The organism is Enterobacter sp. ECC-249 (genome assembly GCF_043965265.1).
Lineage (GTDB): Bacteria > Pseudomonadota > Gammaproteobacteria > Enterobacterales > Enterobacteriaceae > Enterobacter > Enterobacter quasiroggenkampii.
On the sequence record NZ_CP143660.1, the window covers coordinates 2939978 to 2952949 of the forward strand.

At 52.7% G+C, this 12972-nt stretch carries 12 protein-coding genes; 6 read left to right on the forward strand and 6 right to left on the reverse strand.

Features of this window, described 5'->3' with window-relative positions:
* Positions 1-5: 5 nt before the first annotated feature.
* Complete coding sequence (araJ, locus tag V1587_RS14090; RefSeq protein ID WP_371898175.1) at positions 6-1181, reverse strand: MFS transporter AraJ; 1176 nt, start codon at positions 1179-1181, stop codon at positions 6-8.
* Positions 1182-1370: 189 nt separating this feature from the next.
* Complete coding sequence (locus tag V1587_RS14095; RefSeq protein ID WP_371898176.1) at positions 1371-1877, reverse strand: YbjP/YqhG family protein; 507 nt, start codon at positions 1875-1877, stop codon at positions 1371-1373.
* Positions 1878-2505: 628 nt separating this feature from the next.
* On the opposite strand from V1587_RS14095, the gene ppk2 reads away from it, so the two are divergent.
* The 3 genes from ppk2 to V1587_RS14110 all read left to right on the forward strand — a co-directional run bounded on the left by ppk2 (position 2506) and on the right by V1587_RS14110 (position 3938).
* Entirely contained in the window at positions 2506-3324 is an 819-nt protein-coding gene (ppk2, locus tag V1587_RS14100; RefSeq protein WP_371898177.1) for a polyphosphate kinase 2, read from the forward strand.
* 102 nt (positions 3325-3426) lie between these two features.
* Complete coding sequence (locus V1587_RS14105; protein ID WP_371898178.1) at positions 3427-3615, forward strand: hypothetical protein; 189 nt, start codon at positions 3427-3429, stop codon at positions 3613-3615.
* Positions 3615-3938, forward strand: a complete 324-nt coding sequence (locus V1587_RS14110; RefSeq protein WP_371898179.1) for a CcdB family protein — start codon at positions 3615-3617, stop codon at positions 3936-3938. Before V1587_RS14105 ends, V1587_RS14110 begins: the two co-directional genes overlap by 1 nt.
* A gap of 63 nt (positions 3939-4001) precedes the next feature.
* Here the strand turns inward: V1587_RS14110 and fdnI are convergent, their stop codons facing one another.
* The 3 genes from fdnI to fdnG are packed head-to-tail and all read right to left on the reverse strand — an operon-like array spanning position 4002 to position 8582.
* Positions 4002-4646 (reverse strand): formate dehydrogenase-N subunit gamma, encoded by a 645-nt coding sequence (gene fdnI, locus V1587_RS14115; RefSeq protein ID WP_395314389.1) that lies wholly within the window; start codon positions 4644-4646, stop codon positions 4002-4004.
* Positions 4639-5523, reverse strand: coding sequence for a formate dehydrogenase subunit beta (gene fdxH, locus V1587_RS14120; protein WP_371898181.1), 885 nt, complete (start codon positions 5521-5523; stop codon positions 4639-4641). The genes fdnI and fdxH overlap by 8 nt, the downstream gene beginning before the upstream one ends.
* An 11-nt stretch (positions 5524-5534) precedes the next feature.
* Positions 5535-8582 carry a formate dehydrogenase-N subunit alpha gene (gene fdnG, locus V1587_RS14125; protein ID WP_395314390.1) on the reverse strand — a complete coding sequence of 1016 codons (3048 nt, stop codon included), beginning with the start codon at positions 8580-8582 and terminating at the stop codon, positions 5535-5537.
* A gap of 221 nt (positions 8583-8803) precedes the next feature.
* Here fdnG and yddG point away from each other — a divergent pair, with 221 nt between their 5' ends.
* The 3 genes from yddG (at position 8804) to V1587_RS14140 (ending at position 11905) form a co-directional block, all read left to right on the forward strand.
* A complete protein-coding gene (yddG, locus tag V1587_RS14130; RefSeq protein ID WP_371898183.1) occupies positions 8804-9682 on the forward strand; it encodes an aromatic amino acid DMT transporter YddG in 879 nt (292 codons plus the stop codon).
* Positions 9683-10304: 622 nt separating this feature from the next.
* Positions 10305-11387, forward strand: coding sequence for a porin OmpC (gene ompC / locus V1587_RS14135; protein WP_313148704.1), 1083 nt, complete (start codon positions 10305-10307; stop codon positions 11385-11387).
* 77 nt (positions 11388-11464) lie between these two features.
* A complete protein-coding gene (locus V1587_RS14140) occupies positions 11465-11905 on the forward strand; it encodes a GFA family protein (RefSeq protein ID WP_313148703.1) in 441 nt (146 codons plus the stop codon).
* Here V1587_RS14140 and V1587_RS14145 read toward each other — a convergent pair.
* Positions 11895-12839: a LysR substrate-binding domain-containing protein gene (locus V1587_RS14145; protein ID WP_371898184.1), complete on the reverse strand. Its 945-nt coding sequence runs from the start codon at positions 12837-12839 to the stop codon at positions 11895-11897. The genes V1587_RS14140 and V1587_RS14145 overlap by 11 nt on opposite strands.
* Positions 12840-12972: the final 133 nt, after the last annotated feature.

The window sequence follows — 12972 nt, forward strand, 5'->3', positions numbered from 1 at the left end:
TTCAATCAGGCTAGCGCGCGAGCGTTAGCCTGAGCCTGTCTGGCCCGCAGGTAACCGTATACCAACAGCGCGCTCATGGCCGAGAACGAGAGTATCGCCGCAGGCAGCGTGACGTAGCGCCAGCTAAAGCCGAGGGTAATCATCATCCCGCCAAAATACGCCCCAATCGCACTCCCAAGATTAAACGCCATCTGCCCCCCGGCAGCCCCCAGCATCTCACCGCCCTTCGCATTTTGCAGAAGCAGAATTTGTAGCGGCGCTGAGAGCGCGAACAGCCCGGCACAGCAGATAAAGCCCATGACCAGCGAGGCCGTTTTCAGTTCGCCAAAGGCGAAAAGCAGCAGCAGCGAGGCGACAATCACCATGTCTGTGGTGGCCGCAATGCGCAGCGGGCTAAAGCGCCCCGAGAGTTTTCCGCTCAGCAGATTGCCCAACACCATGCCAAGGCCCATCAGCATCATAATGGCCGTCATCATCCCTTCGGAAAAGCCAGAAACGTTGACCATAAACGGCTTAACGAAGCTGAACCACGCGAACACCCCGGCGTTGCCAAACATGGTGGCGGCAAAAATCAGCCAGGGTTCTGGTTTTTTCAGAAAGTGGAACTGCTCGGTCAATTTGATTTCTGATTTGTCATGGATGTCCGGCACCCAGAGCAGAACCGAGAGGATCACCAGCGCGTCGAACACCGCAATCAGGAAAAAGGTATAACGCCAGCTGAACTGGTGCCCCAGCCAGGTGCCAAGCGGGACGCCCACCAGGTTCGCCACGGTCATCCCTGCGATCATCCCGGCCACCGCGACCGTCACCTTCCCCGGCGGCGCAATTTTAGACAGGATAATCGCCCCGACGCCGAAAATCGCGCCGTGCGGGAAACCGGAAATCAACCTTCCCAACGCCAGCCAGAAGTACGACGTGGAGAACGTAAACAGGCCATTGCCGACAGCGGACATCGCCACCAGAAACAGCAGCGTGGTCTTTAACGAGAACTTGCCTGAGAAGAGCGCCACTATCGGGGCGCCAATCACCACGCCGAAGGCATAAAACGAGATCATATTCCCGGCGGAGGGAATCGAAATACCGGTGTCATGCGCCAGCTCGGTTAACACGCCCATAATGCCAAATTCGGCCATGCCCAGACCAAATGTGCCAAGCGCCAACGAAAATATTGTCTTTTTCATACCTCAACCACGGGTTAATCACTCGCAGCGGGCATTATTGAATAATCTTGTATGGTGAGCCAGTTCAAATCAGCTGGCTGACAGGTTCATCCATTGATTCAGGAATTTTCTCCAACTGCTACGCCGTGGGAATGGAAAACAAAAAGCACCGGCATGTGTCAGGGCTTGAAAGGATTTGAGGTGTAGCTTTTACAGTGCGCTTTCTGCCGCTGCTTTAGCGCCTGTAATAGCACCAGCACTGAAAATAGGGTGCTCGTGATTGTTCGTTATGTCACGGACGCGGTAGATTTTCCATGCATCATCTTCACGACGAAGAAAAACCTCAAGATGGATGCTTCTCCCGTTACCCGCGCCCTCAATGACCTGGACTACTTCACCGTTTAAAAATGACCTGGCGTTTTCAACTCGTAACGAGGGTATCCATTCGCGAGAGTAATCCTGGGTATATGTAAAATAGTCAGACTCTATTAACTCTTGTTCTGAGATTTCCTGAATGACATTAATGCGAGCAATAGTATCAGCAGAAACATATTTACGCAGTTCGTCGGCAGGATAAGGCCTGGCTTCATCGCTGCCGAATACGGAAAGATAGGATTTATAAAATGATTCGGTAGCGTCTTGCGCACTATGATCTTGGTTGGTAGCCGAACTGCACCCCACCAGCAATATAGCGAATGATAGGAATATTCTTTTCATCAATGCATCCTGTAAATTTTAAAGGATGGTTGCATTTTGCGGTAACCTGGCCCCGGATACATGCTTTTTTGAACAAAATCAGAAATCCACTGCTTACCGTCATACATAGTCATGTGACCTATGCCATTTCCACCAGGGTATGGCTGTATTACAGCCACATCGCCAGAAATTAACGTTGAACCGGGCGGCAGCTCACTGAATCCAGCACGTAATAATTCCGCCCCATAATCTTTTGCATAATCTGTGTTTGCTACCTTAACACCGCCAGCCAGAATGGCCAGGCGGGTAAACTTAGCTCATTCACTATGAGAGCGCCCTAGAGCGTGTGAACGGAGATACGAAACCGCAGTTTCTTTATTCCAACTCATTCTTAGTTCCTTAAGTAAGTAAATAAAAATCAATTATTACATTAACCATACATAGCAAAAGGGGTTAAAAATGCTGATTTTATTGCATCCGCTGCTTTCTAATAGAGGAACAGGTGCTTAGCATCTTCTTGCATACCTCAGTATCTGAAAAAAGTGTCGTGACATTAATTACCTAAAAACAATACGCATAATATCAGGTGGATTACACTTCATAGTGCGGTCTCGCTTTTTCCGCGCCGGACAACCTGAGGATGACAATCATGGGAAGCAAAAAGAAAACCCCTGTCGCTGTTGATGTCGTAACAAATGCACCGCTTAAGACCAAAGACTACGAAAAAGAGCTCCGCCGATTGCACGTTGAACTGGTTAAGCTCCAGCAGTGGGTCGTCGCCAAAGGGTTAAAAGTGTGTATTGTTTTTGAAGGACGCGATGGCGCCGGCAAAGGCGGCACCATCAAAGCGATCACCGAGCGCGTCAGCCCTCGCGTGTTTCGCGTTGTTGCGCTCCCTGCTCCGACTGAAAAGGAAAAAAGCCAGCTTTACTTCCAGCGCTATGTGCCCCACCTGCCCTCGGCCGGTGAAATCGTGATCTTCGATCGCAGCTGGTATAACCGCGCGGGTGTCGAACGGGTAATGGGGTTCTGCACGGAGGAACAGGCGGAGAAATTTTTAGACGGCGCGCCGGTTATGGAAAAAGCGATGGTCGATGCCGGGATTATCCTGCTGAAGTACTGGCTAGAGGTGACGCCGAAAGAGCAGGAGCGGCGCCTGCGCGACCGTATTAACGATGGGCGTAAGATCTGGAAGCTGTCACCGATGGATATTAAATCCTTTAACCTGTGGGACGAGTACACCCGCGCCCGCGACGCCATGTTTGAAGCCACTGATACCGCATGGGCGCCGTGGTTTGTGGCGCGGTCAGAGGATAAAAAACGCGTTAGACTGAACATTATTTCGCACTTGCTTTCACAAATCCCCTATAAAGAAATTCACGTAGACAAGGTGGATTTACCGAAACGCAAAATCGGCAAAGTCAAACCCACAAAATATCCGTTCCGCTATGTGGAGGAGCGATTCTAAAATTACTGGAATACGCCTCGCAGAATAGATATTACCAGGGGATACAGTATTGTTTTTTGTTGGCTGCGGTTGATAATAACCGCTCCAACAGAGGAGATAAAAATGAAACCAAACCGCAGTAAAGACGCTGGTAAAAGGGAGAGCGTGGCGAGTGGCGTGTCCCGTGAGGCCCTGACCCCAGAGGTGCGAAGAAGTCGGCATCAGCAAGATAAAGAGTTCATAAGAGCCATGAATGAATTTACGGCTAAAGCGGGACGATTATCAGACGATCCTTTCTTTGGAGGGATTTAATGTGTTTTCAATTTGACGTTTACCGTAACCCTTCAGAGAGAACACGGGATTACCAGCCTTATTTTATGATAATTCAACATGACTATTATGATGATTTATCAACGAGACTCATTATTCCATTAAGTTACCACAACTATTTACGTGGACATATCAACGCCGCAGCGCCGTTAGTTAATATTGATTTTGAGCGATATTTTCTAAATACATCTGGCATAACACACGTGGAGAAAAAGAAACTAAATAATAAAGATTTTGTATGCAATCTTCGCAGCGCGAGAAGTACCGTGATTGCGGCGATAGATGCGTTAGTGACCAATACATAACGTAGGCCCGCGCAAGCGCAGCGCCGCCGGACAAAGCCGACGGCGCAGGTCTTACTTAATCCCTTACGTACTTTCCTGTTTTGCTTCCAGCCGTTCCACATCACGATACCAGCGCGGGTGATGTTTCTGCGCCCAGCGGCGGCTCACCTTCCCTTCAATCATCCCTTTAATCGATCCCTTTACCCAGAACGCCATATACATATGGATGAGGATGGCGTGGATCAGAACGATCGCTGACGTGGCGTGGATCAGCAGCGCGTAGCGAATCACCTGAATCGGGAAATAGTGCGCAAAATACGGACGCCAGATAATCACGCCGGTCACCAGCAGCACAAATATCATGCTCATGATGGTCCAGAACATCATCTTCTGTCCGGCATTGTATTTCCCCACCTTCGCGACCTTATGCTCGTTACCCTTCAGGACTTCGACAATCCCTTTCACCCACGGGATGTCCTGCTTGTCCGGAATGTTGTGATGGACGAAGCGCACGAACATAAACATCAGCACCACGAAGATCAGCACGCCGAAGAACGGGTGCAGAATGCGCCCCATCTGCGGCGTACCGAAGGTTTCGGTCAGCCACTGCAGCGTCGGGAAGAAGAACGAAATCCCCGACACCGCCACCAGGAAGAAGCAGATCACCACCGTCCAGTGACAGGCGCGATCGACAAACTTCGTGCGCACTATCATTTTTGACTTACTCATGATGCTCCTCCTCGTCGTCATCCACCTCTTTATTCGGCCCGATACCGATATAGTGATAGATCAGCCCGGCAAAGGTGGCGATAAAGCCCGCCGCCGAGAGCGGTTTAAGCGCCCCTTTCCACAGGTTGATGGACGTATCGATGGCCGGATCCTTCGGCAGGTTGTGATACAGCTCCGGCTGGTCGCTATGGTGCAGCACATACATCACGTGCGTACCGCCCACGCCCTGCGGGTTGTAAATGCCCGCTTTGTCGTAGCCCCGTGCTTTGAGCTTATCGACGCGCTGCTGCGCCACGTCCAGCATCTCTTTTTTGGTGCCGAAGTGGATCGCCCCGGTGGGACAGGTCTTGACGCAGGCAGGCTCCTGTCCAACGCTGACGCGGTCCACGCACAGGGTGCATTTGTATACCCGGTTATCCTCTTTATTGAGGCGCGGAATATTAAACGGACAGCCCGCGATGCAGTAGCCGCAGCCAATGCAGTTGTCCTGCTGGAAATCGACGATCCCGTTGGCATACTGAATTATCGCTCCGGCAGACGGGCACGCCTTCAGGCAGCCCGGATCTTCGCAGTGCATGCAGCCGTCTTTGCGGATCAGCCACTCCAGCCTGCCGTTCTGGTCGGTTTCGCTAAAGCGCATCACCGTCCAGGATTTGGCGCTCAGATCCGCCGGATTGTCGTAGACCCCAACGCAGTGCCCTACCTCGTCGCGGATGTCGTTCCACTCTGAGCACGCCACCTGGCAGGCCTTACAGCCCACGCAGGAGGAGACGTCGATAAGCTTGGCGACTTCTGCCTTGTAGTCCCGCGCGCGGGGTGCGGGAGTTATCGGGTTAGTCGCGGAGCGTTTGATAACGTCTTGTGTTTCCATCGCCATTGAATCGCTCCTCACGCTTTCTCGATGTTGACCAGAAACGCCTTATACTCTGGCGTTTGCGAGTTGGAATCGCCGACGTTAGGCGTCAGGGTATTGGCGATGTAGCCTTTCTGCGCCACGCCTTCAAAGCCCCAGTGCAGCGGGATACCGACGGTTTCCACCTGCTGCCCGTGCACGTTCAGACTTTGCAAACGACGGGTCACCACCGCCACCGCGCGAATAAAGCCGCGCTTGCTGCTCACCTTCACGCGGTCGCCGTTGGCAATCCCTTTCGCTTTCGCCAGCGTTTCGCTGATTTCCACAAACTGTTCCGGCTGCGCGATAGCGTTAAGCAGCGCGTGCTTGGTCCAGGTGTGGAAATGCTCGGTCAGGCGGTAGGTTGTTCCCACGTACGGGAATTTGTCCTTTTTGCCCAGACGCAGCGCGTCGTCTTCGTAGATACGCACCACCGGACTGGAGATCACGTTCGGGTGCAGCGGGTTGGTGCCCAGCGGCGTTTCCATAGGCTCGTAGTGCTCCGGGAACGGCCCTTCCGCCAGCTTGTTGAGAGCAAACAGGCGCCCCAGCCCTTCCGGCTGCATGATAAACGGCCCGGTGTTGCTGCCCGGCGCGGCGGTACCGTAGTCCGGGATATCGTTACCCGTCCATTTCGCCCCGTTCCACTGGATCAGCATGCGCTTCGGATCCCACGGCTTGCCGTTGAGGTCCGCCGATGCGCGGTTGTACAGCACGCGACGGTTCAGCGGCCACGCCCATGCCCAGCCGAGGGTGTTGCCCAGCCCGGACGGATCGGCGTTGTCGCGGTTGGCCATCTGGTTACCCTGCTCCGTCCAGCTGCCGGTGTAGATCCAGCAGGACGAGGCCGTGGTGCCGTCGTCGCGCAGCAGCGCGAAGCTGTTCAGCAGCTGGCCTTTCTTCGCCAGCAGATTGCCGCTCGCGTCATACAGATCCGCCAGCGCCACGCCGTTGTTCTCTTTCGCGACTTCTTCAGACTCGGGACGATCCGTCTGCTTGTAGCTCCAGCTCATCTTCAGCAGCGGCTCAGCGCCTTTGCCGCCTTCGGTGCGGTACATCTCGCGCAGGCGATGGTAAATCCCGGCCAGGATCTCGCCGTCGTTGCGCGCCTCACCCGGTGCATCCTGACCTTTCCAGTGCCACTGCAGCCAGCGGCCGGAGTTGGCAATGGAGCCGTCCTCTTCGGCAAAACAGGTCGACGGCAGGCGGAACACTTCGGTCTGAATCGACGCCGGATCGACATCGTTTGATTCCCCGTGGTTCTGCCAGAAGGTAGAAGTCTCGGTCACCAGCGGATCGATAACAACCATGTACTTCAGCTTGCTCAGGCTGCGAACGACTTTGTTTTTGTCCGGGAATGACGCCACCGGGTTGAAGCCCTGACAGATATAGCCCGTGACGTTGCCCTTATCCATCATGTTGAAATACTTGATGACGTCATAAGCCTGATCCCACTTCGGCAGCCACTCAAAGCCCCAGTCGTTCTCTTTCTGCGCCGCGTCGCCGTAGAAGGATTTCATCAGGCTGACATAGAACTTCGGATAGTTGCTCCAGTAGTTCACCTGATCCGGCAGCGTCGCCTTCGGCGTATTTTCCGTCAGATAGGTTTGCAGATCCGTCTGCTTTTCAGACGGCAGCGTCAGGTAGCCCGGCAGGCTGGTCGACAACAGGCCGAGATCGGTCAGCCCCTGTATGTTGGAGTGACCGCGCAGCGCGTTCACGCCGCCCCCCGCCATGCCCATATTGCCGAGCAATAGCTGGATCATCGCCATGGTGCGGATGTTCTGCGCGCCAACGGTGTGCTGCGTCCAGCCCAGCGCGTACAGGAACGTGGTGGTTCTGTCGGCGGCGCTGGTGGAGGCCAGCACCTCACACACCTTCAGGAAGTCCGCTTTCGGCGTGCCGCAGATGTTTTCCACCACCTCCGGCGTGTAGCGGGAAACGTGCTGCTTCAGCAGGTTCCACACGCAGCGCGGATGCGTCAGGGTTTCATCGCGCATCGCAAAGCCGTTTTCGTCGAACTGATAGTTCCAGGACGTTTTGTCGTACTGGCGCTTTTCGGCGTCATAGCCGCTAAACAGTCCATCATCGAACGCAAAATCATCCCGCACCAACAGGTTCGCGTTGGTGTAGTGCTTAACGTATTCCGCGTTAATTTTGTTGTTTTCGATCAGGTACAGCAGCACGCCGGACAGGAACGTAATGTCCGTACCGGAGCGAATAGGCGCATAGATATCGGCCACCGATGCCGTACGCGTAAAGCGCGGATCGACGACGATCAGCGTCGCATCGTTGTTGTTTTTCGCTTCCATCGCCCAGCGGAACCCCACCGGATGGGCCTCAGCGGCGTTACCGCCCATCACCACCACGACGTTAGCGTTTTTGATATCAACCCAGTGGTTGGTCATCGCACCGCGACCAAATGTTGGAGCAAGACTTGCTACCGTTGGTCCGTGTCAGACGCGCGCCTGGTTGTCTACCGCCAGCATGCCGAGAGAGCGCACAAATTTTTGCGTCAGCATGCCGGTTTCATTGCTCGCCGCAGAGGCGCATAACATGCCGGTTGATAACCAGCGGTTAACCGTTACGCCCTGCGCGTTCTTTTCAATAAAGTTGGCGTCGCGGTCGGCTTTCATTAATTTTGCAATACGGGAGAAGGCCTCATCCCAGGAGATACGCTGCCATTTATCAGAACCCGGCGCGCGGTACTCCGGGTAGCGCAGGCGGTTTTCGCTGTGAACATAGTCCAGCAGCCCCGCCCCTTTCGGGCAAAGCGCCCCGCGGCTCACCGGATGATCCGGATCCCCTTCAATATGGTAAATCGCTTCTCTGGCGTTCTTCGCGCCATCGCCCAGGCTATACATTAATAGCCCACAACCTACGGAGCAGTATGTGCAGGTGTTACGGATCTCTTTGGCGCGCAGTAGCTTATAGTTGCGTGCCTGAGCCAGCGCCATTTTGGGAGCAAATCCCAGCATGGCTGCCGTTGTTCCGGCCATACCGCCCGCGCAGATTTTGAAAAATTGTCTGCGGCTGACGTCCATTGTTGTCCTCGTTATCTGAAAAGACTTCGCGCCGCAAACTAACAGCAAAGCCCCTGATTTTTTTGCGTCAAATCAAGGTCATCTGTCTTCCCCCCCTTAATAGTCACCCCCGCAATATTTCATTACCCCTTTTTGATTAACGGCTTAAGAGAAAAATTCACGACAGCGACAGGCGTAATGCGATACATTTTTCCTTTGATTTTTATTGTGATGGCGAAGTAATGGACAGAAAAAGAGCAACGCTTATTGGGCTGGCGGCGATATTGTTATGGAGCACCATGGTCGGCCTTATTCGCAGCGTGAGTGAGGGATTGGGGCCGGTAGGCGGTGCAGCAATGATCTACACCCTCAGCGGATTGCTGTGCCTGATGACGGTAGGATTTCCTGATATCAGACGGTTTTCCCCCCGCTATCTTATTGCCGGCAGCGTTTTATTTGTCAGTTACGAAATATGCCTGGCGCTGTCGCTGGGTTATGCCGCAACGCGCTCGCAGGCAATAGAAGTGGGCATGGTCAATTACCTTTGGCCAAGCCTGACCATTGTGTTTGCCATTTTGTTCAACGGACAGAAATCAACCCTGTGGGTGATCCCCGGCTTAGCCGTCTCATTGCTGGGCGTCTGCTGGGTATTGGGCGGTGAACAGGGTTTACATCTTGATGAAATAACCCGCAATATCGTTTCCAGCCCGCTGAGTTACGCGCTGGCGTTTGCCGGGGCATTTATCTGGGCCGCCTACTGCACGGTCACCAGCAAATTTGCGAAAGGACAAAACGGCATTACCCTGTTTGTTTTGCTCACCGCACTGAGCCTGTGGGTGAAATATGCCCTAAGCGATCAGCCCGAGATGGAGTTCACGCTTCCGGTGGTGGTGAAGCTTGTTATGTGTGGGATCGCGCTTGGGTTCGGTTACGCCGCATGGAATATTGGCATTCTTCACGGTAACGTCACGGTACTGGCTGCCGTATCGTATTTTACCCCTGTCCTTTCAGCCGCGCTTGCCGCCGCGGTGCTGAGTTCCCCCCTCTCTTTCTCGTTCTGGCAAGGCGCGCTGATGGTCTGCGCCGGGTCGTTGCTCTGCTGGTACGCAACCAGAAAATAATATTGATTTCGCTGTCGGGTAATATTTATCCCGACAACGAAAAATTAACATAAATTTAATATGTGAGCGCGCACCAAAATATTTATCAGGCAAGTAGAGCACGCGTTTAGATTCTGTTTATATTACCGCCTTTTCGTAAACAACCGTCTTCTTTTATTGACATAAATTGACACCGGAGGGTGATTAGTTTCTTGCAAATACTCACAATGTTAATAGCACGAAGTGCAATAGTATGTTTCTGTGTATTTCCATGAAAACATCGAAAAATCCGTACACTCGACAGTGTATAAACAATACCTTAGGGCTAAATACAGGATTTAAGACGCGGCAAAAGCACGTAAATATCGATAATTACCACTTTTTATTAAACCGCAATGAAACTATATTCACAGCAATCAAACCCACCTAAAATTGATTAAATAGCCGCCATTTCACGCTATTCACTCGCCATTTACCCGATCTCGATCACACTAACTGAAATTATTACTAATATTTTGAAACTTATTATTGAAATAGGACTACAAGATTTTTAAAAATAGCATGCCATTGACGATTAGCCTCGTTTAGAAATTGTTCAAAGTGGCTCAGGAAATACCTAAGAAAATTATAAGGAATATTTAAGATGAAACTTAAATTAGTTGCAGTGGCAGTGACTTCCATGTTGGCAGCAGGCGTTGTAAACGCGGCTGAAATTTATAACAAAGACGGTAACAAGCTGGATCTGTACGGTAAAGTAACGGGTCTGCACTATTTCTCTGATGATACCAGCAACGACGGCGACAAAACTTACGTGCGTCTGGGCTTCAAAGGCGAAACTCAGATCAACGATCAGCTGACCGGTTACGGCCAGTGGGAATATGAGTTCAAAGGCAACCGTTCTGAATCCCAGGGCACTGACGGCAGCAAAACCCGTCTGGCATTCGCGGGTCTGAAATTCAACGAATTCGGTTCATTCGACTACGGTCGTAACTACGGTGTTGCTTACGACATCGGCGCGTGGACTGACGTTCTGCCAGAGTTCGGTGGTGATACCTGGACCCAGACTGATGGCTTTATGACTGGCCGTACGACTGGCGTTGCAACCTACCGTAACACCGACTTCTTCGGTCTGGTTGACGGTCTGAACGTTGCCGCTCAGTACCAGGGTAAAAACGACCGTAATGACATCACCGAAGCGAACGGTGACGGCTGGGGTCTGTCTTCTACCTATGAAATGAACGGTTTCGGCGTCGGTGCAACCTACGCGAAATCTGACCGTACTGACCGTCAGGTTGCTGCAGGTCGCGTTGCTAACACCGTTAACGCTGGCGGTGAGAACGCAGAAGTATGGGCTGCTGGCCTGAAATATGATGCGAACAACATCTATCTGGCAACCACCTACTCTGAAACCCGCAACATGACCAACTTCGGTAGCGGTTATATCGCGAACAAAGCTCAGAACTTCGAAGTTGTTGCTCAGTACCAGTTTGACTTCGGTCTGCGTCCATCCATCGCTTACCTGAAATCCAAAGGTAAAGACCTGGGTTCATACGGCGACCAGGATCTGGTTGAATACGTTGACGTTGGCGCGAGCTACTACTTCAACAAAAACATGTCTACCTATGTTGATTACAAAATCAACCTGGTTGACGACAACAGCTTCACCAAAGCAACTGGCGTTGCTACCGACAACATCGTAGCTGTAGGCCTGACCTACCAGTTCTAAGATTTGTCACGATAAAAGGCCAGCCCATGTGGCTGGCTTTTTTTATACGGATTTCTGGCGTCAAAAAGGAGTACGCCATGCATATATTCAAAGGACGCTGCCTGTGCGGAATGAGTCAGTTCAGCGTGAGCCTCAACAATTTTGACGTGTACGCATGTCATTGCACGCAATGCCAGAAGTGGTCAGGTGGCATTGCCATGTATCTTGAGCCTCAGGGCGAACCGCTTCTGGAGCAAGACTCAATTGCCCCTTCTCATTTCTGCTCGTCGACTCGAGGAGAACGCTGGTTTTGCCCCGGCTGCGGCTGCCCGCTGTGGTTCAAACTCACCTCCACGGCACGCTATTTCATTCCCTGGACGCTGCTTGAGATGAGCGAAGATGAGCGACGTCGACTGGTGCTCGCAGCAGAAATCTATACCGAAACCCAACCTGCGTTTTTTGGTCTGACCGGGCAATACGCACGCTACAGCGGTTCGGAAATTGAAGCGCTGGATAAACACTGCCTGCTTACGCCGTAGACGAATCAACGCCCGCCGCCCGGCGCAGCCAGTTTTGCAACAGCTTACCGTCCTCGGTCATCCCTGAATCTGAACGCACGCAGAGGTGATAGTCGCGCCCGTCATCAATGGGTAAGTCAAATATCTTCACCAGCTCGCCGCTCTCAAGATACGGCGCAATCAGCGGCTCGCGCATTAGCGCACAGCCCAGCCCGGCCTGCACGCCCGCCAGCGTTAACAGCCCGTCTTCAAACAGAGGGCCGCTGCGCCGCAGAGGACGTTTTACCCCCTGCTGCAGAAACCACTGCGCCCACGTTGTGCGCTCCTCGTCATGCAGCAGCGGCATTTGCAGCAGCTGTTCAGGCGTGTCGATATGGCCATGAATGCGTAAAAACGCGCGGCTGCACACCGGCACCATCTGACCGGAAATCAGCTTTTCGCTCTGATAGCCCGCCCACTGACCATTACCAAAACGAATCGACATATCCGACGCATCGCTAAGATAGTTGCGATGGTTGGCATACACTACGTTGATCTCGGTCTGCGGATTGGCACGCATAAAATCAGGCAGACGCGGGATAAACCACCCCATACCAAAAAGCGGGATCAGGCTGATGGTGACCTGACGCGTTTGTGCCTGCTCTGCCAGGTGCTCCGTCGCCTGGCGCAACACGTTAAACGCCGCGCGGATGGAGCGGTAATATTCCCGCCCGTGCTGGCTCAGCACCAGCCTGCGCCCCTGACGCTCCGTGAGCGGCATTTGCAGATACCCTTCGAGCACCCTGAGCTGATGACTGACCGCCGACGGGGAGATATCCAGCTCCTGTGCGGCCAGCGTGACGCTGCCCAGCCGGGCTATTGCCTCAAAGGCACGGACAGCCCGCAGCGGCGGATCGTTTGCCAGGCGGCTTTCTGCATACGCAGCCAGGCTCGCCAATTGTTCTGTTTTATTCATATATTGATTTCTTTAGGCTTTTTAGCCGGAAGCGCGATTACATCATCTTCATATAAATCATTAAGATAAAGCAATACCGGTTTATCATAAGAAATAATATATGTGTATTTTACAATTTAATTCATTTATTGGA